Here is a 24536-nt window from a genome sequence, read left to right as displayed (position 1 = left end):
GCAACCCCGCGGCCGTCGGCGCCTCATTTTCGCCGCGGGGTTCGGATATGATTCAGGCCATGACACGTTTCGGCCTTGTGTTTCCATTGATGCTGGCTGCGGTGGTTTCCCTCGTGGATGCCGTGCCGGCGGCCGCGCAGCAGGACGTCTCGGTACTGGTTGATCGGGTCGGTCGACTGGAGCGGAGCATCACCGAACTGCAGCGCTCGGTGTATTCCGGCTCGCCGCCACCTGCGGGTGGGTTGAGCGGACCGGTCGATGCCGGCGGCCAAGCGGCGCTTCCGAACCTTCTGACCAAAGTACAGCAGCTTGAGAGCCAGATCCGCGTCCTGACGGGCCGGGTCGAGGAGCTCGGCTATCAGCTTCAGCGCATGAACGACCACGTCGACAAGGTGCAGGTCGATACCGACCTGCGTCTACAGGCCCTGGAGGGTGGCGCCCCGCCCGAAGCCGTGCCGGGCCAGTCGAGTGCCGCGCCGCAGAAGCCTGCCCCGTCGGCGAATGCCGGTGCAGCCGGTGCCGCGTCGGGCGGCCCGCGGACTTTCGGGCAGCTGTCCCAGACGGAAGCCCAGCAGGCCGTTACACCGAAATCGAGCCCGTCCACCCAGCAGGCGGCCCTGCCGTCCGGCTCGGTCGAGGTGCAGTATCAGGCGGCGTTCGATTACTTGGTCAAGCATGACTACGAGAGCGCCGAGCAGGCGTTCCGCGCGTTCACCAAGGCCCACCCCGACGATCCCCTGGCCGGTAACGCCCAGTACTGGATGGGCGAGACGTTCTATGTCCGGCAACGCTATCAGGAAGCGGCGGTGGCGTTCCTGGAGGGCTACCAGAAGTATCCGAAGAGCCCGAAGTCGGCGGACAATCTGCTGAAACTCGGCATGGCGCTGGGCCAGGTCGGCCAGCCGGCGGAAGCCTGCTCGGCGTTCGCCAGGCTTCAGAAGGAGTTTCCGGACGCGCCGACCAACATCAAGCGGCGCTTGTTCCAGGAAACCCAGAAGCTGCAGTGCGCCTCCTGAGGCCCGGTACCGAATTCTCCAGCCTGACCGCCGAGGAGTTTGCTGCGAGCCTCGACCCGTTGCTGTGCACTCAGACCGGGGTGCTGGGTGTCGCGGTTTCCGGCGGACCGGACAGCGTGGCGCTGCTTCATCTGGCTGACGCCTGGGCCCGGCAGCGCGGCCGCGCACTCCAGATCTACACGGTCGATCACGGCCTTCGGCCGGAAGCGGTTGCCGAGGCGACGCGGGTCGGACAGGCATGCGCGATGGCCGGTCGGCCGCACCGGATCCTGCGCTGGGCGGGGGCAAAGCCCAGCAGCGGGATTCAGGCCGCCGCCCGGCGTGCGCGCTACGACCTGATGGCGCAGGCCTGCCGGGACGACGGCGTAGTCGACCTGCTGCTGGCCCATCATCTGGACGATCAAGCCGAGACCCTGCTGCACCGCATCGACCGCGGAACCGGCCCCGACGGGCTGGCCGGCATGGCGCGTGTGCGGGAGTTCGATGGCGTCCGGCTGCTGCGGCCGCTGCTCGATGTTCCGAAGGCTCGGCTCCTGGCGACCTGCCGGTCGGCCGGCGTCGAGTGGGTCGACGACCCTTCGAACCGCGACCCGCGATTCGCCCGCACCGAACTGCGGGATCTGGCCCCGGCTCTGTGTGATGCCGGCGTTACGCCGAGCCGCCTTGGCCGCCTGGCATTGGCGATGGCCTCGGCGCGGGCGGCGTTGGACAGGTTCGCCGCCGAGTGGATGACGCAGCACGCCGCCGTCTTGCCGGTGGGGGTGGTTCGAATGGACCGTGCCGCCCTGGTCGCGGCGCCATCGGTATTGCGCCGTCGCCTGATCGACCGCGCCCTGCGGGCGATCGGCGGCAACCGTTATCCGCTGCGCAGCGATGGGCTGGAGCGCTTGCTGGCCTGGATCGAGGCGGATCGCCCGGAGCAGCGGGTCCGGACACTCGCCGGATGCCGTGTCGAGGTGGCCGGTGACGGATTGACGATCTTGCGCGACTGGCGACAGGCTGCGCGGCCGGTGGTGGTTGCGGCGCATGGCCGCGGCTCCTGGGACAGTCGTTTCGAGATCGAAAACCCGACGTCGGCACCCGTTCGTGTTGGAGTTTGCGGTGGCGAGGGTTGGCGGCGATGGCGCCGAACGGCGCAAAGCAGCGCGCTGGCTGGTGCGCAGACGGTTGCGCACGCCGCGCGACTCGCTTTGCCGGCCGTTGTCGACCTTGACGGAGGTATCGGCCTCCCCCACCTTGTATGCAGCGCGCCTGCGCCGTCCGGTTGGGTCGGAGAAGACGTACGCATCCGGCTCCGGCCGATGGTACCCTTTCTCACGAACGATCGGCGTCCCGGCGACGGTGTGGACCCCCGGCCCTCACAGCCGTGCAACGGAAGGCAGGCTACGTGAACAATTTCGGTAAGAATCTGGCCCTTTGGATCATCATCGGCGTGCTGCTGGTGGCGTTGTTCAATCTGTTCCAGGGCTCGACTCCGCGGACCAGCCAGTACAGCCTGCCGTATTCGGACTTCCTGTCCGAGGTCGAGTCCGGGCGAGTCAATCAGGTCACGATCCAAGGCAACACGATCAACGGACATTTCTCGGACGGTCGCGGGTTCTCGACCTACGCGCCCCAGGACTCCGATCTGGTCAATCGCCTGAGCAAGTCCGGTGTCCGGATTTCGGCGGCGCCGCCGGAAGAGGGCATGTCCGGGGTGCTCGGCATCCTGATCAGCTGGTTCCCGATGCTGCTGTTCATCGGTGTGTGGATCTTCTTCATGCGCCAGATGCAGGGCGGTGGCGGCAAGGCCATGGGCTTCGGCAAGAGCCGGGCTCGCCTGCTGACCGAGAAAACCGGGCGCGTTACGTTCGACGACGTCGCCGGCATCGACGAGGCCAAGACCGAACTCGAGGAGATCGTCGAGTTCCTGAAGGACCCGCAGCGCTTCCAGCGGCTTGGCGGCAAGATCCCCAAGGGCTGTCTGCTGGTCGGCCCCCCGGGCACCGGTAAGACGCTGCTGGCGCGCGCCATCGCGGGCGAGGCCAATGTTCCGTTCTTCACGATCTCGGGTTCCGACTTCGTCGAGATGTTCGTCGGCGTCGGCGCCAGCCGCGTCCGCGACATGTTCGAGCAGGGCAAGAAGAATGCGCCCTGCATCATCTTCATCGACGAAATCGACGCGGTCGGACGGCATCGTGGAGCCGGACTGGGCGGTGGCAATGATGAGCGCGAACAGACGCTGAACCAGCTGCTCGTCGAGATGGACGGCTTCGAGGCAAACGAAGGCGTGATCCTGATCGCCGCCACCAACCGTCCGGACGTCCTGGACCCGGCGCTGCTGCGCCCGGGCCGCTTTGACCGTCAGATCGTCGTGCCGAACCCGGACATCCTGGGTCGCGAGAAGATTCTGAAGGTGCACATGCGCAAGGTGCCGCTGGGCCCGGACGTCGAGGCGCGGACCATCGCGCGCGGCACCCCCGGATTCTCCGGCGCCGATCTGGCGAACCTCGTGAACGAGGCCGCGCTGCTTGCCGCCCGCAAGGGCAAGCGCGTGGTCGGCATGAGCGAGTTCGAGGAAGCCAAGGACAAGGTCATGATGGGCGCGGAGCGACGCTCCATGGTCATGACCGAGGACGAGAAGAAGCTGACCGCCTATCACGAGGCCGGGCACGCGATCGTGGCCCTGCATTGCCGCGACAGCGATCCGATCCACAAGGCGACGATCATTCCACGCGGCCGCGCGCTCGGCATGGTCATGCGCCTGCCGGAGGGCGACCGGATCTCGCTGTCCCGGGCCAAGTTGCTGGACGACCTGCGGGTGGCGTGCGGTGGCCGTCTCGCCGAGGAGCTGATCTTCGGCGCCGACCGGATCACCACCGGCGCATCGTCCGACATCCGCATGGTCTCCGACATGTCGCGGCGCATGATCACCGAGTGGGGCATGAGCGAGCGGCTCGGGTTCCTGGCCTATTCGGCGGACCAGCAGGAGGTGTTCCTCGGGCACTCCGTCACCCAGCAGAAGAATGTCTCCGACGCCACCGCCAAGGTGATCGACGAGGAGATCCGCCGGGTCACCGACGACGCCTACGAGGATGCCCGGCGTATCCTGTCGGAGCACATGGACGACCTGCACACCCTGGCCACGGGCCTGCTCGAGTACGAGACGCTGTCCGGCGACGACATCAATGATCTGCTGGCCGGCCGGCCGGTCGACCGCACGGGCGGCCGCGACGACGGCCACAAGCAGGCAGCCGGACGACGGGCCTCGGTGCCGACCGGTGGGGCGGAGACGCCCGGCGCCGGCGGCCTGGAACCGGACCCGCAGCCCGGCGACTGATCCTGTGACGCTTATTCAACGCAAGCCCGCGCTCACGCGCGGGCTTCTGCGTTCCGGCAACCGGATCTACCTGCTGCCGCGGGACATCGTGACCGGCGAGGCGGCGCGTGCGGGCATTGCGTTCGGCACGGCACGGCCGTTGGCCGGCGGTGCTTCGGCGTACCATGCGCTCGATCTGATCGTGCGAACCGATGACGGGATCCAGGTCGTGCGTACATCGCTGGCCGCGCTGGACAGCCTCGACCTCCCCGACATCGAGACCCGGCTGGAGCGCCTCGGCGCCAAGCGAGCCTTGATCGACGATGCCGGCCTTCCGATGCTCATGGGCATTGTCAACGCCACGCCCGACAGTTTCTCCGACGGCGGCCAGCACGCCGATGCCGAAAGTGCGATCGCCCACGGCCTGCGCCTGTCGCAGGAAGGGGCAACGATCCTGGACATCGGCGGCGAGTCGACCCGCCCCGGTGCGGACCCGGTGTCGATCGGTGAGGAGATCCGCCGCACCGAACCGGTGGTCCGTGCCCTGGCAGGGGCGGGTCACAGCGTCTCGATCGACAGCCGCAACGCTCCGGTCATGGCCGCCGCGTTGGATGCCGGCGCCGCCTGGGTGAACGACGTCTCGGGACTGACACACGATTCCGCGGCGTCGGCGTTGGTGGCCGAGCGAGGGTGCCCGGTGGTGCTGATGCACATGCGTGCCGATCCCAAGACCATGCAACTGGAGCCGAGCTACCAGTGCGCGCCGCTCGATGTGTACGACGAACTGGAGGAACGGGTGGCGGCGGCTGTGGCGGCGGGCATCGCGCGCGACCGGATCGTCATCGACCCGGGGTTCGGGTTCGCCAAGAGCACGACGCACAACCTGGAAGTAACCTCATGGCTGGCGCTGTTCCACGGCCTGGGGTGTCCGGTGCTGTTCGGGGCGTCGCGCAAGAGCTCGATCGGCCAGATGTCACGTGGGGAACCAGTGGGCGAGCGGCTGCCGGGATCGCTGGCTCTCGGGCTGGCCGCGGCGGCGCGGGGTGCGCAGATCCTGCGGGTCCACGACGTCGGCGAGACCATGCAGGCCCTGGCTGTCCAGCGGGCGCTGGATGCCGTCGACCAATAGAGCGGCTATCGGCGGATCAGGATGATCGCGGCGGCGGTAAGATCGATCCCCGCGCACAGCCACCAAGCCGCCTGATAGTCACCCTGGGCATCGCGCAGCACGCCGATGACCAGTGGAGCGAACGCGTAGGTGACTTGGGTTCCCGCGACCACCAGCCCGACCGCGCGGGTGAACACCGCCATCGGCAGCTCGCGGCGCACGATCAGGCTAGGCAGGGTGATCAGGTTGCCGACCCCCAGGCCGAAGGCGGTGCAGGCGACCACCATCGTCGAGGTTCCAACTCCGCTTGCCAGGGCGGACAGTGCCGCGACCTGCAGGGCCAGGGTCGCCGCTGTGGCGTGGCGGGGGTTGATCCGGTCGATCACGAACCCGGTGGCCACCCGGCCGACGATGGCCGACCCGGTGGTCAGGCCGACGGCCAGGGACAATGTCTCGGGGTCCAGGCTTGGTGTCAGGAACGCGACGAGGTGGGTGAGGAATCCGACCTGGGCGAACAACCCCAGCGCGAACGCGACCATGACCGTCCACAACGCGGGGATCCGCAACAGGCTGCGTGCCGAAACCGGGGAAGGGGCTTCGGCCGGAGCGGACGCCGCCGCGCCGCCGGCTGCGGCACCGTCGGGGGCCATGCCGAGTTTTGCCGGGGAGGTTCCCAGGAAGGCGATCGACGCCGGCCAGAGGGTCAGAACCATCACGGCCACCACCAACCCCACCCCGGTGGTGAATCCGTAGTGTTCGATCGCCAGGATCATCAGCGGGGCCACGATCACGCCGCCGCAGCTGGCGCCGTTCAGCGCCAGGCTGATGGCGAACCCCATCCGGCGGTCAAACCACGGCGCGATCAGGGCGTTGACCATCACCCCGCTCATCGCGGCCCAGCCGAAGCTCATGGCCAGGAACGCTGGCCAGATCTGCCAGACCTCGACGACCCGGGTCAGGGACAACACGCTGCCTGCCATCACCAGGCTGCCGCACAGCACCACGGCGCGCTCGCCGAACCGGTCGATCAGGCGGGGCACCATGGTGATCGCGGCCGCACCGAGCAGGTAGTATCCGGTGACCGCGCCGCCGACCGTGCCGGTCGCCCAGCCCCGGCTTTCGGCCAGCGTAGCGAGGTAGACGCCGGCGCCGTAGAAGCCGAAGCCCCAGCCGAACATGGCTACCAGAAACGCGGTCGCGACGACCTTCCATCCGTGGAACAAGAAGCTGACTCCCGTTGCTTACGCCGAGCCTAGCGCTCCCCGCCGAGCTCGTGTCCAGAGGAACACGGTCGCTGTGGGGCCATTGCCGCGCCGCCGCTGGGGCCATGCACGGGCGGTCGCGACGGCGCGGCGGATCGGATATAAGCGGAGCAGGAGACGACACCGGGGTAAACGGTATGGCGCGCAAACTGTTCGGAACCGACGGCATTCGCGGTCGGGCCAACACCGAGCCGATGACGGCGGATCTCGCCATGAAAGTGGCGATGGCGGCGGGCCTGCACTTTCGCAAGGACCATGGGCGCCGGCCGCTGGCGGTGATCGGCAAGGACACCCGGTTGTCGGGCTACATGCTCGAGCCGGCGATGGTCGCGGGATTCACCGCGATCGGCATGGACGTCGTACTGGTCGGGCCGATGCCGACCCCGGCGGTTGCCATGCTGACCCCGTCGCTGCGCGCCGATCTCGGGGTGGTGATCTCGGCGTCGCACAACGCGTTTCACGACAACGGCATCAAGCTGTTCGGCCCGGATGGCTACAAGCTGTCCGACGCCGCCGAACTCGATATCGAAGCCCGCATGGATGATCTCGGGGCCGGCGCGCTGGCCGGGTCGCGCGACCTGGGGCGGGCGCGCCGGATGGAGGACGCCCAGGGCCGGTACATCGAGGCCGTGAAGGCGGCGTTCCCATCGAACCTGTCGCTGGATGGTTTGAAGGTGGTGGTCGATTGCGCCAACGGTGCCGGCTACAAGGTGGCGCCGCGGGTGCTCTACGAACTCGGGGCCGAGGTCATCCCGATCGGCGTCGAGCCGAACGGCTTCAACATCAACGACCGCTGTGGTGCCACGGTGCCGCAGTCGATGCGGGCGCGGGTGGTCGAGGAAGGGGCCGACGTCGGACTGGCGCTCGACGGCGACGCCGACCGGCTGATCCTGGCGGATGAGATCGGGCAGGTGATCGACGGCGACCAGGTGCTGGGCATGATGGCCCGGTCATGGTCCGAGAGCGGCCGGTTGAAGGGCGGCGGGGTGGTTGCGACGGTGATGTCCAATCTCGGGCTGGAACGGTATCTGCAGTCGATCGACCTGAAGCTGGAACGGACGTCGGTCGGTGACCGCTACGTGTTGGAACGAATGCATTCCGACGGCTACAACGTCGGCGGCGAGCAGTCCGGCCACATGATCTTCAGCGACTACGCCAAGACCGGCGACGGGCTGCTGGCCGCCCTTCAGGTTCTGGCGGTGCTGATCCGCGCCGGCCGGCCGATGTCGGAGGTGGCTCGGGTGTTCGCGCCGCTGCCTCAGGTCCTGAAGAACGCTCGGTATGGCGGCGGCGATCCCTTGCAGACGGCGGGGGTGAAGGCGGCCATCGCCGAAGGCGAGCAGGCGTTGAACGGTACCGGCAGGCTGCTGATCCGCAAATCGGGCACCGAGCCGGTGATCCGAGTCATGGCCGAGGGCGACAATCAGCGGGCCGTCGCGGGGATCGTCGATGCGATCGTCGGCGCCATCGAAGCCGAGGCCAAGGAGGGCAGCGCGTGAGTGGCGGTGGAACGGCGCGCCGGATCGCCGGCCGGGTGCTGATCGTCGCCGGCTCCGATTCCGGCGGCGGCGCCGGGATTCAGGCCGATATCAAATCGGTGACCGCGCTCGGTGGCTATGCCATGACGGCGATCACCGCGTTGACTGCCCAGAACACCGAGGGCGTCTTTGGGGTTCACGAAGTCCCCGTGGACTTCCTGCGCCAGCAGATGGAACTGGTGATCAACGACATCGGCGTCGACTGCGTGAAGACCGGGATGCTGCACTCCGGCACGGTGATCGAGACGGTGTGCGACGCGCTCGACTCCCTGGCACCCAGCGTGCCGATCGTGATCGACCCGGTGATGGTCGCCAAGGGCGGGCATGCCCTGCTCGAGCCGAGCGCCATGGGCGTGCTGAAGACCCGGCTGATCCCGCGTTCGACCGTCCTGACCCCGAACCTGCCGGAGGCTGAACTGCTGACCGGCATGGAGATCCGTGATGAGGACGACATGCGGCGGGCAGCCGATCTGCTGTTGTCGTTCGGGCCGCGGGCCGTGCTGCTCAAGGGCGGCCACATGGACAGCCATGACGTCATGGACCTGCTGGCCAGCGACGACGGGATCGAGGTGATCCGAGGCCCGCGCATCCAGACCCGGCATACCCACGGTACCGGTTGCTCACTGGCGTCTGCCATTGCCTGCGGCCTGGCGCAGGGATTGAGCCTGACCCGCGCGATCCGTCGGGCGCGCAGCTACGTACTGACCGCTATCGGTACCGCCCCGGGCTGGGGGCGCGGCCACGGTCCGCTCAACCACGCGCACACCGTGCGCGCGGACGCCTGAGCCGCTACATCACGGCGCGGTTCAGCGCCGGGTCGCGTGACAGGGTGTCGCCAATCAGGTCAACGCCGCGCTGCACCGCCGCCAGATCGGCGGGGCGGCCGAGCGCAATGCGCAGGTGATCGCGTCCGGCACCCGGCGCGACGGCGAACACCGGACCATCGGCCACCGTGACGCCACGCTCGACAAGGGCAGCGGCGGCGGAACCGCGCCAGGGTTCGGGCACCGCCAGCCACAGATGCGGGCTGGTAGCCGGTGCCGGCGCCAACCATCGGTTCAGCCTGGCTCTGGCCAACTGTCCGCGCGCCATCTGTTCGTCCCGCTTGGCGAAGGTCAGCCGGTCCGCAGTGCCGTCGGCGAGCCAGCGCACCAGGATCTCCACCGTCAGCGGAGGCGTCATCCACAGCGTGTCGCGCAGGGCGGCCAGTATCCTGGGGCGCAGGACGGCCGGCGCGCGCAGGGCGCCGACCCGCAGGCCGGGTGCCAGATGCTTGGAAGCGGCGGCGAGATAGATCGAGTGTTCGGGCGCGAGTGCCGCAATCGGCGGCGGGGCGTGGTCGGCAAAGGCGCGGTAGATATCGTCCTCGATCAGGAGCACGTTGTGCCGGGACACGATGCCGGCAACTGATTGTCGGCGGGTGGCGGGCAGGACGGACGTGGTGGGGTTCTGCAAGGTCGGGATCAGGAACACGCCTTTCGCCCGATGCTGCCGGATCGCCGCCTCCAGTGCCTCGGGTATGACGCCGTCGGCGTCCATCTCGACGCCGACTGTGCGCAGGTGGCGGGCGGTTGCGGCGCTCTTGAAACCCGGATGGGTCAGCCGTTCGCACAGCACCACGTCGCCCGGCTCGAAGGCGGCCGACAGCGCCAGGGCAATGCCGTGCTGGGCTCCGGAGGTGACCACCGTACCGTCGGTGTCGGCCGGCATGCCCATGCCGCGCAACCACTGCGCCAGTGCGGCCCGGTGTGCCGGTCGACCGCCGCTGGGATCGTAGGTAGTCAGGGCCGGTGCCCGGTTGTCGCCGGCGATCTCCGCCAGCGTCCGGCGCAGGGCCTCCTCTGTGACGTCCTGGCAGGGTGGGAAGTTGAGGCCGAAGTCGATTGGTGCGTCGTTGTCGGCCACTTGGCCCCATCCGCGGATGCGCGGGTCGCGCACGAACGTACCGCGGCCGATCTCGCCGTCGATCAGGCCGCGGGCCGTAGCCTCCTTGTAAGCGCGGGTAACCGTGCCGACGGTGACCCCGAGCTTCCAGGCGAGGTCGCGGTGGGTCGGCAGGCGGGTGCCGGGCGTCAGGACACCGCCGCGGATGGCGTCGGCCATCGCTTCCGTGATCGCCCGATAGCGGGGGCCTGTGCGACCATCGAGATCGGGAAGCCATGCCGTCATGGTGACAATGTTCCGCTTGAACGAGTTCTATCGATACAATATCGATCATTATGAAGATGACAATTGAGACATTGTCATCAGCGCAATTTACGGAAGGCCGACTGTGCCGGCCTGAAGGAGCGAACGGTGAGCGACATTCCCGGACTGGCCGAACTGGAGCGTGCCGCCGACCTCGTCCACGCGGTCATGCCGCCGACCCCGCAGTACCGCTGGCCGCTGCTGTGCGAACGGGCGGCTTGCGAGATCTGGGTCAAGCACGAGAACCAGACGCCCGCCGGTGCTTTCAAGATCCGCGGCGGCATCGTCTACATGGACGATCTGCGCCGGAGTCGACCCGAGGTGAAGGGCGTCATCGCCGCAACCCGCGGCAATCACGGCCAGTCGGTCGCCTTCGCGGCTTCCCGTGCCGGGCTGACCTCCACCGTGGTGGTGCCGGAGGGAAATTCGGTGGAGAAGAACGCCGCCATGCGGGCGTTCGGCGCGGAACTGATCGTCCACGGCCACGACTTCCAGGCCAGCCTGGAACACGCCACCAGGCTCGCGGAGGAACGCGGCCTGCACATGCTGGCGAGCTTCCATCCGCTGCTGGTGGCCGGGGTCGGGACCTATGCGCTCGAACTGTTTCGTGCGGTGCCGGACCTGGACGCGGTGTACGTGCCCATCGGGCTTGGCTCCGGTATCTGCGGGGTGATGGCGGCGCGTGACGCGGTCGGCTCAAAGGCCGAGGTGATCGGGGTGGTCGCGGCGAACGCGCCGGCCTATGCGCTCAGCTTCGAGGCGGGCGCGCCGGTGTCGACCAACAACGCCGGTTCCATGGCCGACGGTGTGGACTGCCGGGTACCGGTGCCGGGGGCGGTCGACGCCATCCTCGCAGGCGCCTCCGGCGTGGTGCGGGTCAGCGAGGACGAGATCAAGGCGGCCATGCGCCACTATTTCACCGACACCCACAACGTGGCGGAGGGCGCGGGTGCGGTGCCGCTGGCTGCGCTGCTGAAGGAACGGGACCGTTGGCAAGGCCGCAAGGTTGGCCTGATCCTGTCCGGTGGTAATGTCGATCGGCCCGTCTACCAGGCGGTGCTGAGCGAAGGCGACGAAAGCGAAACGGGGACGTGATGACCGAAGAGCTGTTCCGCGAGGATGCATACCTGAAGTCCTGCGAGGCGACGGTGACCGCCGTCGGCGAAACCGGCATCGTGCTGGACCGCACTGTGTTCTATCCGACGGGCGGCGGGCAGCCGGGCGACAGCGGCAGCCTCACCCGGTCCGACGGCGTCCAGGTGACCGTCACCGACACCCGCAAGGTCGAAGACGGCATTGCCCACGTCCCGACGGAAGGGGCGGCCGCGCTGTCCGTCGGCGACAGGGTCACCGCCACGCTCGACTGGGATCGCCGCTACCGCCACATGCGGGTGCACACCGCCCTGCATGTGATGTGCAGCCAGATCCAGGGTGGCGTGACCGGCGGCCAGATCGGGGACGGCAAGGGGCGGCTCGACTTCAACCTGGAGCCGGAGAACGTCCCGGAGAAGGAAGCGCTGACCGAGCACCTGAACGCGCTCATCGCGGTCGATCATCCGCTCGGCATTTCCTGGATCACCGACGAGGAACTGACGGCCAATCCCGATCTGGTGCGCACCATGTCGGTCAAGCCGCCGATGGGGGCGGGCCGGGTGCGGATGATCCGGATCGGCGACGGCGTCGACTACCAGCCATGCGGCGGCACCCACGTGAAGTCGACCGGCGAGATCGGCCGGATCGCCATCACCAAGATCGAGAGCAAAGGCAAGCAGAACCGCCGGATCAACCTCGCTCTGGTGGATTGACGGCGAGGCGGCGGCCGGTTCCCCGACGGACGTGCCCTGGCGCGGCCGGTCCGGGCCCCACCGAGCGATGGGCAGTTTAAGTTGTGAAGATCAACGGCCTCGGCGCCGAACGGAGACCTGTGCCATGACGCTGACCTACGAGACTGTGGACGTGTTCACCGACACCGCGTTCGGCGGCAACCCGCTGGCGGTGGTGTTCGGCGCCGATGGCCTGTCGACCGAGGCGATGCAGGCGATCGCCCGGGAGTTCAATTACTCGGAGACCACCTTCGTGCTGCCGCCGTCCGATCCGGCCCACACCGCACGGGTGCGGATCTTCTCCGGCAAGCGCGAGATGCCGTTCGCCGGGCACCCCAACGTCGGAACAGCGACCGTGCTGGCCTGGGGCGGGGAGATCTTCGGCAAGCCGCTCGGCGACCGGCTGGTGTTCGAGGAGATCGGCGGGCTGGTACCGGTTTCGATCATGTCCGACGGCGGGCGTCCGGTCGGTGCCATGCTGACCGCTCCGGCCGCGTTCGGCACTGCCGCCGAGGCCGGCCTGGACGAAGTCGCCGCCTGCATCGGCCTGGCACCGGCCGACATCCGCACCGACGCCCACCGTCCGATCATCGCGTCGGCCGGGCTGCCGTTCCTGGTTGCCGAGTTGGCGGACCGGTCGGCGCTGGAGCGGTCGCGTCCCGATTCCGGGCATTTCGCGTCGGCGCCCAGTGTCGTGCCGATCGGCGCCATCCTCTGCTACGCCCGCACCGGCGGGACCGACAGCGTCGACATCCGGGCCCGCATGTTCGCGCCGATCCGCAACGTCGCCGAGGATCCGGCGACCGGCAGTGCCAACGTGGCGCTGATGGGATTGCTGGCGTCGATGCGCGCGCTCCCCGGCACCCTGGCGCTGAAGATCGCCCAGGGCGTCGAGATGGGGCGACCCAGCCTGCTGATGGGCGAGGCCGACTGGAAGGACGGGACGGTGACGGCGACCCGCATCGGCGGTCGCTGCGCACCGGTGATGCGCGGCGAGATCCTCGCGGCCGGCTGAGGGAACCACCATGGCCTTGACCTATGAGACGGTGGACGTGTTCACCGAGACGGCGTTCGGCGGCAACCCGCTGGCCGTGGTGTTCGGCGGCGAGCATCTGTCGACCGGGGCGATGCAGACCATCGCGCGCGAGTTCAACTTCCCGGAAACCACCTTCGTGCTGCCGCCGGCCGACCCGGCCAACACCGCGAAAGTCCGGATCTTCACGCCGGGGGTCGAGTTGCCGTTCGCCGGCCATCCCAATGTGGGTACCGCCACCGTGCTGGCCCGGCGCGGCAACGTGTTCGGCAAGCCGGTCGGCGACACCGTGGCGTTCGAGGAGGCGATCGGGTTGGTCGGCCTGGAGATCGTGCGTGAGAGTGGGGCGGCGGTGGGTGCGGTGCTGACGGCGCCGACGCTGCCGACGGTGGAGGGCACCTTCGACCCCTCGGCGGTGGCTGCCGCCGTCGGCCTCGCCGACTCTGCGATCATCCTGGCCCGCCACGCCCCGGCGCACGTAGTGATCGGCGCCACCTTCGTGATCGCCGAGGTGGCCGACCTCGACGCGCTGGCGGCTGCCCGTTCGGACGAGGGCCTGATCGCCAAGCATCTCGGCAAGCCGGCTCCGGACGAGATTTACCTGTACACCCGCCTCGACGCCGGAGACGGAACCCTGCACATCCGTTCGCGCATGTTCGCACCCGGCCTCGGCATCCCGGAGGATCCGGCGACCGGTGGTGCAGCGGTCGCCATCGCCGGCCTGTTCGTCAAGCTGATGGACGGCGACCTGGACCTGACGATCGAGCAGGGCGTGGAAATGGGCCGGCCGAGCCGGCTCGACGTCCGCATCCTGCGCAATGGGCCGGACACCCGAATCACCGTCGCCGGGCGCCGCGTGCCGATGATGCGCGGCGAGCTGGTCGCCTGAAGGAGCGTACCGTCATGACCCTGACCTACGAAACTGTCGACGTGTTCACCGACGTGGCGTTCGGTGGCAACCCGCTGGCCGTGGTGTTCGGCGGCGAGAGGCTGTCGACCGCCGCGATGCAGGCAATAGCGCGCGAGTTCAGCTACTCGGAAACCACCTTCGTGCTCCCGCCGCAGAACCCGGCGCACACCGCCCGGGTGCGGATCTTCACGCCGAACATCGAGGTGCCGTTCGCCGGTCACCCCAATGTCGGGACCGCGACCGTGCTGGCGTGGCGCGGCAAGATTTTTGACCGTCCGATCGGCGACCGGGTGCTGTTCGAGGAAACCGCCGGCCTGGTGCCGGTTGCCATCGTCAAGGAGGCCGGCCGCCCGGTCGGTGCCACCCTGACCGCGCCGCAACCGTTCCAGCGCCTGGGCGAGGCCGATGCGACCGAGGTGGCCGCCTGCTTGGGCCTGCGCCCGTCGCAGATCCGCGAGGATCGTCACCAGCCGGTGACCGGAACCGTCGGCCTGCCGTTCCTGCTGGTTGAGTTGACCGATCGCGCGGCCCTGGAAGCCGCCCGGCCGGTGACCAGCGCCATCCTGTCGTCGCCGAGCGTCGCACCGGTCAAGGACATCCACTGCTATGTCCGCACGGGCGCGGGCGACGATTTCGACCTGCGCACCCGGATGTTCGCGCCGCTGGACGGCGTGCCGGAGGATCCGGCGACCGGCAGCGCCAATTGCGCGCTGGCCGGGCTGCTGGCCGAGCTCGATGGCCCGACCGACGGCACGATGCGGCTGCGGATCGCCCAGGGTGTCGAGATGGGCCGCCCGAGCCTGCTGCTGGCCGAAGCCGACCGCACCGGTGGTGTCACGACAGCGATCCGCATTGGCGGCCGGTGCGTGGCGATCCGGCGCGGAGAGATCGTGGCGGGGTAGGGGCCTGTCCGTCCCGCTATCCCGTCGGCCACGCCCGATGGTGCAGGTCGATGACGAAGGCGTGGCGGTGGCGGATCGGGGCGTGGCGGTGCGGGTGGCGGTGCGGCTCCGGGCCTTCCCAGCCTTCGTGTTCGTGCTGATGGTGTGGGTCGTCGTGGGTGTGCAGGTGCTCGTGCTCGATCGGCGCGTGGGTGTGCGGCAGATCGGCCGGATCGCGGCGCGGCCACAGGGTCGCGGCACCTCCGATGCCGATGACGACCAGGGCAGCCGAGGTGGCGAACGCCGCGGTCATGCCGTAGTCCGCCCCGATCCATCCGGCCATCGGGTAGGCGAGCAGCCAGCACAGATGCGACAGCGCGAACTGGGCGGCGAACACCGCCGGCCGATCGCCGTCGCGTGCCGAGCGGCGCAGCAGGCGCCCCGCCGGTGTCTGGACCGCCGACGATCCGGCGCCGATCAGCAGCCACAGCGCGCCCAGGGCCAGGAAGCCCGGTTGCAGCAAGCCGAGTCCCATGGACACGACCAGCGCGGCACCGCCGGTCAGCATCACGGTCCGGTCGGCCACCCGGTCGAGCAGCCGTGGCAGGACCAACGCCATGACGATCGACCCGGCACCGGAGGCGGCGAACAACAGGGCGACATCGGTCTCCGAGCGGCCGAGCAGGTCGCGGGCGTAGACCACGGTGTTCACGATCACCATCGAACCGGCACCGGCCACCGCCAGCGACAGCGCCAGCAGGCCGCGCAGGCGCGGCGTCGCCAGGTAGGCGTGCAGCCCGAAGCCGAGATTGGCGAGGACACCGCGGGTGCGTTCCGGCGCGCGCGCCGCCGGCAGGGTCACACTGGCGACCAGGGCGGCGGAGACCAGGAACGCCGCGGCGTTGATGGCGAAAAGCGGATCGTATGTCATCACGGCGAGCGCAGCGGCGGCCAGTGTCGGACTGGCCAGCGCCTCGATGTCGTAGGCCAGCCGCGACAGCGACAGCGCGCGGGTGTACTCGGCCTCGTCCGGCAGGATGTCCGGGATCGTTGCCTGGAAGGTCGGGGTGAAGCCGGCGGTGCAGACGTTCAGCACGACGATCAGCACGTAGATCTGCCAGACCTCGGTCACGAACGGCAGGCAAATCACCACACCGGCGCGGGCCAGATCGAGGCCGATCAGCAGGGCGCGACGTGGTACCCGGTGGGCGATGGCTCCGGCGATCGGTGCCACTGTGACATAGGCCACCATCTTCAGCGCCAGGGCGGTGCCGAGCACCCGGCCGGCGTCACCGCCCGCCAGATCCCAGGCCAGCAGCCCGAGCGCAACCGTGGTCAGCCCGCTGCCGAACAGCGCGATGACCTGGGCGGTGAACAGCCGCCGATAGACCCGGTGGGCGAGTGGACTACTCATCGGCCCATGGCAAACCGGATCCCGGCCTGTGTCAATTCGGCGTTCCTAACCCTGGCATGTGGACATTGGGCGTGACGCACGACAAGATCGCAGGCATGGCCAGTCCAGTGATCGATGCCCGGGGTCTGTCGGCGGTGGCGGTTGCCGTCGCGTCCTGGGGCGTTCTGATCGTCATCAGCCGGGTACTGGTGGTCGGCTTCGATCTCAACCCATGGGTGCTCTCGTTCATACAGATGGCGGTCGGCGGTGCGGCAATGTTCGTTGCCGCCGGACGCGGGCCGCTGCCGCTGACGGCGATGCGCAACCCGCACACCTGGATCTACGGTGGCTTGCGGGTCCTGACCGCGGCAACGCTGACGGCTGCACTGGCCCACGGAACCGCGGCCGAGATATCGGTGATGAGCGCGTTCTTCATTCCCGTCGGCATCCTGCTGGCCTGGACCCTGTTTGCGCGCCGGCCCTCCTTCGCCGACGTCATCGGATCGCTGGTCATTCTGGCCGGTATCGTCGGGGTCGCCGACGGTCTGCCGGGCGGCCTGGGCGGGCCGGTGGTGGTCCTCATGGCGATCTCTGCCACCGCCACGGCCGTTGCGACCGCCGTGGCCGAACTGCACCCCGACAACCGCAACGATGATCGCAAGGGCCGGCTGCGCCTGACCGGCGCCGCCATGCTGACCACCGCGGTGCTGATGCTGGGGGCGGCCGCCGCGGTCGCCTACTTCGATCCGGACGGAGCGGTTGCCGCACACGTTCCGTTCGACGCGGTAACGCACCCGGCGATCTGGATCGCCGGGATCCTGGTCGGCGTGATCTTGCGCGGACCGTCGACCTACGCGACGTTTCGAGCGATCCGGATGGTCGGCTCGGAGAACTACCTGATGGGCGTGGCTTTGATGCCGGTGATGAACCTGATCGGCGAGAGTCTGGCGGCAGCCGCCGGGTTGCTGCCGATGCCGGCGCTGTCGTTAACCACCATGCTGGCGGGGACGGTCGGTATCGCCGGCGCCATGGGGATGGTGGCGTTGCGCTGGTGGTCGCGGGCGCGGAGCGTGCAGTCGGCATGAGCGGTGGCGTGGTTCTGCGCCCGGCGTCGACCCCGGACGATCTGGCAGGGTTCGGCGAACTGGTCCGCGAATATGTGGCGTGGCTCGACCTCGACCTCGGCTTCCAGGGCCTGGACGGCGAACTGTCCGATCTCACCGGCGTGTACGGGCCGCCGAAGGGGGCGATCCTGCTGGCAGTTGACGGATCGAAGCTCGCCGGCGGCGTCGCGCTGAAGCCGCTCCCGGCCGTCGGATCGGACGCTTGCGAGATGAAGCGGCTGTACGTGCGGCCGGGCTGGCGCGGCACCGGTCTGGGCGAGCGCCTGGCGCGAGGAGTCCTGGCGGCGGGACGATCGCTGGGCTATCGCCGAATGCTGCTGGATACCATCTCCGACCGTATGGGCAGCGCGGTCGCGCTGTACCGGCAACTCGGTTTCGTCGAGCGGGCGGCCTACTACCCAAGCCCGATTCCCGGCACATTATATCTCGAAGCGGATTTGAGCGACGGGCAGGTAGCGCCGTCTTAACCGGGTTCTTGGGTTCCGCGCCGCTCCCTCTTATGATCGCCGCCGTCCGTATCGGGCGACGCATTCCGGGAACAGAAGGACGAGCGATGACCACGCTGAAGATTGCAGTGGTTCCGGGCGACGGGATCGGTTGGGAAGTCATACCCGAGGGCCTGAAGGTTCTGGAGGCGGTCGGCCGCAAGCACGGGCTCGACTACACCTTCACCGAGTACGACTGGGGCTGCGAGCGCTTCCATAAGACGGGAAAGCTGATGCCGGACGACGGACTGGATCGGCTCAGGCAATCGGACGCGATCTTTCTCGGGGCCGTCGGCTTTCCCGGCGTTCCGGACCACGTGTCGCTGTGGGGACTGCTGATTCCGATCCGGCGCGCCATGCACCAATACGTCAACCTGCGCCCGGTGCGGATGATGAAGGGCATGAAATGCCCTCTGGTCGGGCGCGGCCCGGAAGACATCGATTTCTGGGTGGTGCGTGAGAACAACGAGGGCGAGTACTCGGAGATCGGCGGCCGGCTGAATCAGGGCACCGACCGCGAGATGGCGATCCAGGAGACCATCCTGACCCGCCACGGCACCGACCGGATCATGCGCTACGCCTTCGAACTGTGCCGGCGGGTCGGCAAGCAGAAGGTGACCTCGGCCACCAAGTCCAACGGCATCATCCACACCATGCCGTTCTGGGACGAGCGGTTCGAGGCGGTCGCCAAGGACTACCCGGACCTGAAGACCGACAAGTACCACATCGACATCCTGACGGCGCATTTCGTGCTGCACCCGGACTGGTTCGACGTGGTGGTCGGCTCCAACCTGTTCGGCGACATCCTGTCGGATCTGGGCCCGGCGGTTGCCGGCTCGATCGGTATCGCGCCGTCGGCCAACATCAACCCCGAAGGCGACTACCCGTCGATGTTCGAGCCGGTGCACGGCTCGGCCCCGGACATCGCCGGCAAGGGCATCGCCAATCCGATCGGACAGATCTGGTCGGGTGCGATGATGCTGGAGCATCTCGGCCACGCCGAGGCGGCCGCCGACATCGTCAAGGCGATCGAGACGGTGCTTGAGGGCGGTGGTCCCAAGACCCCGGATCTCGGCGGGCAGGCCTCGACCAAGGACCTCGGCGACGCCATCGTCGAGGCCGTTCGATGAGGACCGTCCGGTGAGAGGTGCCAAGCACTTCGAGGATCTCCAACTCGGCGACGTGATCGAGAGCCAGTCGGTCACGGTCACCGAAAGCCAGATCATGGATTTCGCCTGGACCTGGGACCCGCAGCCGTTCCACGTCTCCAAGCCCGGCGCCGAGGCGTCGATGTTCGGCGGCATCATTACCAGCGGGTTCCATACCCTGACCCTCACCTTCCGGCTGATCTGGCAGGCCGGGCCGATCCAGGAGACCAATGTCGGCGGCCTCGGTCTCGACAACGTGCGCTGGCCGCGGCCGGTGCGGCCGGGCGATACCCTGCGCGCCTCGGCCGAAGTCCTTGAACTGCGACCATCGTCGTCGAAGCCGTTCGGCACGGTCCGGCTGAAATACACCACGGTCAACCAGGACGACGCGGTCGTGATGACGGCCGAGATGCTGCACCTGGTGGCCAAGCGCCCCACCGACTAGACGAGATCCGGCAATGGTCGAGTATGTGTCCCAGGACGGGCGGCACCGTCACCCGATCGATGTCCCGATCTGGCGCTGCCCGTCAACCGGCCAGCCGGTCAACCTGACGCCGGGTGACGGACTGGATCCGGGCGACGTCGATACCGCCGAGCGGTCGGTGTGGCGTTACGCCAAGGCGCTCCGGGTGCCGGCTGCGGCGCGGGTGTCGCTGGGTGAGGGCCTGACCCCGCTGGTGTCGACGGCTTACGGCGGCGGCAGGCCGCGCATCAAGTGCGAGTACCTGGCACCGTCAGGCTCGTTCAAGGACCGCGGCATGGCGGTGCTGGTCAGCTACCTGAAGGTGCACGGCGTGACAGAGGTGATGCTGGACTCCTCCGGCAACGCGGCGGCCTCGCTGGCCTGTTACGCGGCGGCGGCGGGGATGACCGCGCGGCTGATGGTGCCGGGCTACACCTCGCCGGCCAAGGTGGCGCAGGTGCGGGTCTACGGCGCCGAGGTGGAACTGGTGCCGGGCACCCGCCAGGATTGTGCGGCGGCCGCCCTGCGTCTGGCCGAGGCGGGATTGTTCTATGCCAGCCACAACTGGCAGCCGTTCTTCGTGGAGGGCACCCGGACCCTCGCCTTCGAGATCTGGGAGCAGTATGGCTTCGCCGTTCCCGACAACATCGTCATTCCCGCCGGTTACGGCAGCAATCTGATGGGTTGCCATCTCGGCTTCGGCGAACTGTTGACGCGCGGGGCGATCGCCCGGGTACCGCGGCTGTTCGCCGCCCAGCCGGCCCACGCCGCGGCCCTGCACGCGGCTTTCCAGGCCAACTCCGACACTCCGGTGCCGATCGATGCCAAGCCGACGGTCGCCGAGGGCATCGCCACCACCAAGCCGGTGCGGGTGAAGGAGAACATGGCCGCCCTGCGCGACAGCGGCGGCGGCACGGTCGCGGTGCCGGAGGATGCGATCCTGCCGGCGATGCACGCCTTGGCCCGACAGGGGTTCTTCGTCGAGCCGTCCAGCGCGGTGGCCGGGGCCGGCTACGAGATGCTGCTGGCCGACGGCACGATAACGTCCGACCAGGAGACGGTGATCGTGCTGACCGGCAACGGGCTGAAGAGCACCGACGCGCTGATGGGCTAGAGGCGACTCCCCTTTCACCCACGATCGGGCGTACACTCCCCGCCCCGTCATCCAGTGAGAGCCGATCGCCCGCATGGCACTGCCACAAGGCTTTCTCGACGAATTGCGGGACCGGGTGTCGGTCTCGAGCATGGTCGGCCGGCGCCACGCGCTGATCCGCAAGGGGCGGGAGTTCGTGTCGCTGTGTCCGTTCCACAGCGACAGCAAACCGTCGCTCAACATCGTCGACGACAAGGGCTTCTATCACTGCTTCGCCTGCGGGGCGCACGGCGACGTCATCAAGTTTGTGATGGAGACCGAGGGTCTGAGCTTCATGGAAGCCATCGAGCAGCTCGCCGGGGTCGCCGGGATGGAAGTCCCCAAGGAGACTCCGGAGGAGCGCCAGAGGGCCGAGCGCACCCGATCCCTGCAGGAAGTCGTCGATCTGGCCTGCCGCTGGTACGAGCGGCAACTGCGCACCTCGATCGGGGATGCCGGGCTGCGCTACCTGCGCGAGCGCGGCCTGACGGAAGAGACCATCGCCCGCTTCCGCCTCGGCTGGGCACCGGACGACCGCAAGGCCCTGCAGCGCGCCATGAAAGCCGAGGGCGTGGAGGTCGACATCCTGGTCGAGGCCGGGCTGGTCAAGCGCTACGACGACGGCGAGACCGGCGACTACATGCGCGGCCGGGTGCTGTTCCCAATCACCGACCGGCGCGGCAAGGTCATCGCGTTCGGCGGCCGGGTGCTTGGCGACGGGCAGCCGAAGTACCTGAACTCGCCCGACACCCCGCTGTTCCACAAGGGCCGGGTTCTGTACGGCCTCGCCCAGGCGCGCGAGGCGGCGCACAAGTCCGGGACCCTCGTGGTGGCCGAGGGCTACATGGACGTGATCGCGCTCGCCCAGGTCGGGATTCCGTCGGTGGCACCGCTGGGCACCGCGCTGACCGAGGACCAGATCGCCGAACTCTGGAAGGTGGTGCCAGAGCCGGTGGTGTGCTTCGACGGCGATACCGCCGGCCAGCGTGCGGCCGCGCGGGCCTGCGACCGGGCATTGCCGATGCTGACGCCGGGCCACTCCTTGCGCTTCATCGTCCTGCCGGAGGGCGAGGACCCCGACAGTCTGACACGGCGCGACGGCCCGTCGGGGTTTCGGCGCTTGCTTGAGGCGGCGGAACCGCTGGTCGACAGGCTGTGGGCCACGGAAGCCACCGCCGGCCCGGTTGACACGCCCGAGCGGCGCGCCGATTTCTGGCGGCGTGTCCGCGAGCGGATCCGCGTGATCGCCGACCGCACGGTCCAGCAGAGCTATTCGGACGAGATTGAAGCCCGTATCGAGGCGATGCGGCCGTCACGGCAGAACCGCTCGGACGGCGGGCGATCGGCTGGCCGGGGAACGTTCAGGGACGGCAAATGGACGCCACCACCGGTCGAGCCGCCTGGCAGCCGGGCGTCGCGCGCGCGGGTCGATACCGCACTCGGACAGCGGCAGCAGCAGATCATTCTGGCGACGGTGATCCACCATCCGGGGCTCCTGGACGAACTGGGGGAGACCCTGGCGCATCTGGAACTGGGCGATCAGTTTCTTGACAAGTTGCGCCGCGAAATCTTAGAGATCACCGAAGCAGATCCAGACCTTGACGCCGCGGGCCTCACGGACCACCTGAAAGCGCTGGGCTACTCGGACACGGTGAACGGCTTGTTGGGAGCGGAGGCGCTCTCACATGCAGCCTTCGCGCGCCCGAGTGCTACGCATTCAGAGGCCCGGGCCGGGCTGATCGAACTGGTGGCGCGCGTGGGGCGCGGTCGATTGGAGCGGCAGCTTGCGGAGGCCCGGCGTATCGCCGAGGAATCGATGACCGAGGCGGACATGGACCGAATGATGGGACTCCGGAAGGCTCTGCAGCAAATCACGGTTGGTGCGTCGCTTGAGGACGCAGAGTGAAGACGGCGCCGGCACGGGCACCGGCGAAGAAGGAAAGTCGAGGGACGATGGCGACTAAAGCGGCGGCAGCGACGGCGACGACCGAAGAAGAAGAGACCCCGCGCGAGGAGACTCCCGACGGGCCGTTGATGGATAACATCAACCAGGCGGTCAAGAACCTCATCAAGAAGGGCAAGGAGCGCGGCTTCCTGACCTATGACGAGGTGAACGCGGCGCTGCCCCAGGAAGAGATGTCTTCCGAGCAGATCGAAGACATCATGAGCGCGCTCAACGAGATGGGCGTGAACGTGGTCGAGAACGAGGACGACGGCGACCAGAACGCCGAGAAGGAAGACACCGAAGCCAAGCTGGCCGGCAACGTGTCGGACGACGACGTTGGGCGCACCGACGACCCGGTGCGGATGTACCTGCGCGAGATGGGCTCGGTCGAGTTGCTGTCGCGCGAAGGCGAGATCGCCATCGCCAAGCGCATCGAAGCCGGCCGCGAGATGATGATCGGCGGGATCTGCGAGAGCCCGCTGACCCTGCGAGCCCTGGTCAACTGGCGCGACCAGCTCAAGGAAGGCACGGTCCTGCTGCGCGACATCATCGACCTGGAGGCGACGTACGGCGCCGAGGTCGAGACCAACGACAACTCGAACTCCAGCGAGGGTGACGAGGCCGAGGGCGAGAGCGAGAACGAGGAGGACAACGACGACGAGGAGAACAACCCGTCGCTGTCCGCCATGGAGCAGCAGTTGCTTCCGCAGGTCCTGGAGACGTTCGACAAGATTGCCGACACCTACGGCAAGATGGTCCGCATGCAGAAGCGGCGCTTCGACAAGCTGAAGGGCGGCGAGGAACTGGCGCGGACCACCGAGCGCAAGTACGAGAAGCTGAAGGGCGAACTGATCGAGGGGATGGAGAGCGTCCGCCTGCACAACGCCCGCATCGAGGCGCTGGTCGAGCAGCTCTACACCCTGAACCGCCGGCTCAGCCAGGTCGACATCCGGCTCTGGAAGCAGGCTGACCGGGTCGGCGTGTCGCGCAAGAGCTTCATGGACGAGCACTTCGGCAACGAGCTGGAGCCCGATTGGCTGGAACGGGTCGCCACCGTCGACGCCCGTTGGAAAAAGTTTGCCGAAACGTCGGCGGAGGAAGTTGCCGAGGCCCGCGAGCATCTGGCGATGATCTCGGCCGACGCTGGCCTGACAATCGGCGAGTTCCGCCGGATCGTCCAGACCGTGCAGAAGGGCGAGCGCGAGGCCGGCCGGGCCAAGAAGGAGATGGTCGAGGCCAACCTGCGCCTCGTGATCTCGATCGCCAAGAAGTACACCAACCGCGGCCTGCAGTTCCTGGACCTGATCCAGGAGGGCAACATCGGTCTGATGAAGGCGGTCGACAAGTTCGAGTACCGGCGCGGCTACAAGTTCTCGACCTACGCCACCTGGTGGATCCGTCAGGCGATCACCCGCTCGATCGCCGACCAGGCGCGGACCATCCGTATCCCGGTCCACATGATCGAGACCATCAACAAGCTGGTCCGCACCTCGCGTCAGATGCTGCACGAGATTGGCCGCGAGCCGACCCCGGAGGAACTGGCCGAGAAGCTGGTGATGCCGCTGGAGAAGGTCCGCAAGGTCCTGAAGATCGCCAAGGAGCCGATCAGCCTGGAGACCCCGATCGGCGACGAGGAAGACAGCCACCTTGGCGACTTCATCGAGGACAAGAACGCGGTCCAGCCGCTGGACGCGGCGATCCACGCCAACCTGCGCGAGACCACCACGCGGGTGCTGGCCAGCCTGACCCCGCGCGAGGAGCGGGTGCTGCGCATGCGCTTCGGCATCGGC

At 68.4% G+C, this 24536-nt stretch carries 21 protein-coding genes; 18 read left to right on the top strand and 3 right to left on the bottom strand.

The window, feature by feature from the left end:
• The first annotated feature begins 59 nt into the window (after positions 1 to 59).
• The 4 genes from ybgF to folP are packed head-to-tail and all read left to right on the top strand — an operon-like array spanning position 60 to position 5443.
• Entirely contained in the window at positions 60 to 1016 is a 957-nt protein-coding gene (gene ybgF, locus RIC54_RS17195) for a tol-pal system protein YbgF (protein WP_350089326.1), read from the top strand.
• Positions 1004 to 2407, top strand: coding sequence for a tRNA lysidine(34) synthetase TilS (gene tilS / locus RIC54_RS17190; protein ID WP_350089323.1), 1404 nt, complete (start codon positions 1004 to 1006; stop codon positions 2405 to 2407). Before ybgF ends, tilS begins: the two co-directional genes overlap by 13 nt.
• Positions 2404 to 4335, top strand: a complete 1932-nt coding sequence (gene ftsH, locus RIC54_RS17185) for an ATP-dependent zinc metalloprotease FtsH (protein ID WP_350151246.1) — start codon at positions 2404 to 2406, stop codon at positions 4333 to 4335. Before tilS ends, ftsH begins: the two co-directional genes overlap by 4 nt.
• Positions 4336 to 4339: 4 nt before the next feature.
• Positions 4340 to 5443: a dihydropteroate synthase gene (gene folP / locus RIC54_RS17180; RefSeq protein WP_350151244.1), complete on the top strand. Its 1104-nt coding sequence runs from the start codon at positions 4340 to 4342 to the stop codon at positions 5441 to 5443.
• A 5-nt stretch (positions 5444 to 5448) separates the two neighbouring features.
• On the opposite strand, the gene RIC54_RS17175 is transcribed toward folP, so the two are convergent.
• The gene (locus tag RIC54_RS17175) at positions 5449 to 6645 is read right to left on the bottom strand and encodes an MFS transporter (protein WP_350089314.1); all 1197 of its coding nucleotides are present in this window, start codon (positions 6643 to 6645) and stop codon (positions 5449 to 5451) included.
• A gap of 176 nt (positions 6646 to 6821) precedes the next feature.
• Between RIC54_RS17175 and glmM the strand changes: the two genes are divergently transcribed.
• Together glmM and thiD are read left to right on the top strand one after the other, a co-directional pair.
• Positions 6822 to 8183, top strand: a complete 1362-nt coding sequence (gene glmM, locus RIC54_RS17170) for a phosphoglucosamine mutase (protein WP_350089311.1) — start codon at positions 6822 to 6824, stop codon at positions 8181 to 8183.
• The gene (gene thiD, locus RIC54_RS17165) at positions 8180 to 9007 is read left to right on the top strand and encodes a bifunctional hydroxymethylpyrimidine kinase/phosphomethylpyrimidine kinase (protein ID WP_502989664.1); all 828 of its coding nucleotides are present in this window, start codon (positions 8180 to 8182) and stop codon (positions 9005 to 9007) included. Before glmM ends, thiD begins: the two co-directional genes overlap by 4 nt.
• Positions 9008 to 9011: 4 nt before the next feature.
• On the opposite strand, the gene RIC54_RS17160 is transcribed toward thiD, so the two are convergent.
• The gene (locus RIC54_RS17160) at positions 9012 to 10391 is read right to left on the bottom strand and encodes an aminotransferase-like domain-containing protein (RefSeq protein ID WP_350089308.1); all 1380 of its coding nucleotides are present in this window, start codon (positions 10389 to 10391) and stop codon (positions 9012 to 9014) included.
• 126 nt (positions 10392 to 10517) lie between these two features.
• Here RIC54_RS17160 and RIC54_RS17155 point away from each other — a divergent pair, with 126 nt between their 5' ends.
• The 5 genes from RIC54_RS17155 (at position 10518) to RIC54_RS17135 (ending at position 15077) form a co-directional block, all read left to right on the top strand.
• Entirely contained in the window at positions 10518 to 11504 is a 987-nt protein-coding gene (locus tag RIC54_RS17155; RefSeq protein ID WP_350089305.1) for a threonine dehydratase, read from the top strand.
• Positions 11504 to 12214: an alanyl-tRNA editing protein gene (locus RIC54_RS17150; RefSeq protein WP_350089302.1), complete on the top strand. Its 711-nt coding sequence runs from the start codon at positions 11504 to 11506 to the stop codon at positions 12212 to 12214. The genes RIC54_RS17155 and RIC54_RS17150 overlap by 1 nt, the downstream gene beginning before the upstream one ends.
• A gap of 124 nt (positions 12215 to 12338) precedes the next feature.
• Complete coding sequence (locus RIC54_RS17145; RefSeq protein WP_350089299.1) at positions 12339 to 13247, top strand: PhzF family phenazine biosynthesis protein; 909 nt, start codon at positions 12339 to 12341, stop codon at positions 13245 to 13247.
• Positions 13248 to 13257: 10 nt separating this feature from the next.
• Positions 13258 to 14154, top strand: a complete 897-nt coding sequence (locus RIC54_RS17140) for a PhzF family phenazine biosynthesis protein (RefSeq protein WP_350089296.1) — start codon at positions 13258 to 13260, stop codon at positions 14152 to 14154.
• A 14-nt stretch (positions 14155 to 14168) separates the two neighbouring features.
• Positions 14169 to 15077: a PhzF family phenazine biosynthesis protein gene (locus tag RIC54_RS17135; protein ID WP_350089293.1), complete on the top strand. Its 909-nt coding sequence runs from the start codon at positions 14169 to 14171 to the stop codon at positions 15075 to 15077.
• A gap of 16 nt (positions 15078 to 15093) precedes the next feature.
• Here RIC54_RS17135 and RIC54_RS17130 read toward each other — a convergent pair whose 3' ends face one another.
• The gene (locus RIC54_RS17130) at positions 15094 to 16470 is read right to left on the bottom strand and encodes an MFS transporter (protein ID WP_350089290.1); all 1377 of its coding nucleotides are present in this window, start codon (positions 16468 to 16470) and stop codon (positions 15094 to 15096) included.
• A gap of 71 nt (positions 16471 to 16541) precedes the next feature.
• Here RIC54_RS17130 and RIC54_RS17125 point away from each other — a divergent pair, with 71 nt between their 5' ends.
• From RIC54_RS17125 to rpoD, 7 genes are all read left to right on the top strand, one after another.
• The gene (locus RIC54_RS17125; RefSeq protein WP_350089287.1) at positions 16542 to 17534 is read left to right on the top strand and encodes an EamA family transporter; all 993 of its coding nucleotides are present in this window, start codon (positions 16542 to 16544) and stop codon (positions 17532 to 17534) included.
• Positions 17531 to 18040, top strand: coding sequence for a GNAT family N-acetyltransferase (locus tag RIC54_RS17120; RefSeq protein WP_350089284.1), 510 nt, complete (start codon positions 17531 to 17533; stop codon positions 18038 to 18040). Before RIC54_RS17125 ends, RIC54_RS17120 begins: the two co-directional genes overlap by 4 nt.
• 86 nt (positions 18041 to 18126) lie before the next feature.
• A complete protein-coding gene (locus tag RIC54_RS17115; protein WP_350089281.1) occupies positions 18127 to 19188 on the top strand; it encodes a tartrate dehydrogenase in 1062 nt (353 codons plus the stop codon).
• Positions 19189 to 19198: 10 nt separating this feature from the next.
• The gene (locus RIC54_RS17110; protein WP_350089278.1) at positions 19199 to 19651 is read left to right on the top strand and encodes a MaoC family dehydratase; all 453 of its coding nucleotides are present in this window, start codon (positions 19199 to 19201) and stop codon (positions 19649 to 19651) included.
• A 13-nt stretch (positions 19652 to 19664) separates the two neighbouring features.
• Entirely contained in the window at positions 19665 to 20783 is a 1119-nt protein-coding gene (locus RIC54_RS17105; RefSeq protein ID WP_350089275.1) for a pyridoxal-phosphate dependent enzyme, read from the top strand.
• A 73-nt stretch (positions 20784 to 20856) separates the two neighbouring features.
• Complete coding sequence (gene dnaG, locus RIC54_RS17100; protein ID WP_350089272.1) at positions 20857 to 22707, top strand: DNA primase; 1851 nt, start codon at positions 20857 to 20859, stop codon at positions 22705 to 22707.
• A gap of 47 nt (positions 22708 to 22754) precedes the next feature.
• Positions 22755 to 24536: RNA polymerase sigma factor RpoD (gene rpoD / locus RIC54_RS17095; RefSeq protein WP_350151241.1), on the top strand; the 1782-nt coding region annotated here is incomplete at its 3' end.

Origin of the sequence: Thalassobaculum sp., assembly GCF_040219215.1 — a bacterium.
In the GTDB taxonomy this organism is placed as follows: domain Bacteria; phylum Pseudomonadota; class Alphaproteobacteria; order Thalassobaculales; family Thalassobaculaceae; genus Thalassobaculum_A.
The sequence above is the reverse complement of the archived record's forward strand: the minus strand, read 5'-3'. Positions and strand labels throughout refer to the sequence as shown.

Coding starts and splice junctions, on each gene's coding strand:
- RIC54_RS17120 (WP_350089284.1), top strand. CDS start 17,531: ATGAGCGGTGGCGTGGTTCTGCGCCCGGCGTCGACCCCGGACGATCTG.
- RIC54_RS17115 (WP_350089281.1), top strand. CDS start 18,127: ATGACCACGCTGAAGATTGCAGTGGTTCCGGGCGACGGGATCGGTTGG.
- RIC54_RS17135 (WP_350089293.1), top strand. CDS start 14,169: ATGACCCTGACCTACGAAACTGTCGACGTGTTCACCGACGTGGCGTTC.
- RIC54_RS17160 (WP_350089308.1), bottom strand. CDS start 10,391: ATGACGGCATGGCTTCCCGATCTCGATGGTCGCACAGGCCCCCGCTAT.
- dnaG (WP_350089272.1), top strand. CDS start 20,857: ATGGCACTGCCACAAGGCTTTCTCGACGAATTGCGGGACCGGGTGTCG.
- RIC54_RS17105 (WP_350089275.1), top strand. CDS start 19,665: ATGGTCGAGTATGTGTCCCAGGACGGGCGGCACCGTCACCCGATCGAT.
- RIC54_RS17150 (WP_350089302.1), top strand. CDS start 11,504: ATGACCGAAGAGCTGTTCCGCGAGGATGCATACCTGAAGTCCTGCGAG.
- glmM (WP_350089311.1), top strand. CDS start 6,822: ATGGCGCGCAAACTGTTCGGAACCGACGGCATTCGCGGTCGGGCCAAC.
- RIC54_RS17145 (WP_350089299.1), top strand. CDS start 12,339: ATGACGCTGACCTACGAGACTGTGGACGTGTTCACCGACACCGCGTTC.
- RIC54_RS17140 (WP_350089296.1), top strand. CDS start 13,258: ATGGCCTTGACCTATGAGACGGTGGACGTGTTCACCGAGACGGCGTTC.
- ybgF (WP_350089326.1), top strand. CDS start 60: ATGACACGTTTCGGCCTTGTGTTTCCATTGATGCTGGCTGCGGTGGTT.
- RIC54_RS17130 (WP_350089290.1), bottom strand. CDS start 16,470: ATGAGTAGTCCACTCGCCCACCGGGTCTATCGGCGGCTGTTCACCGCC.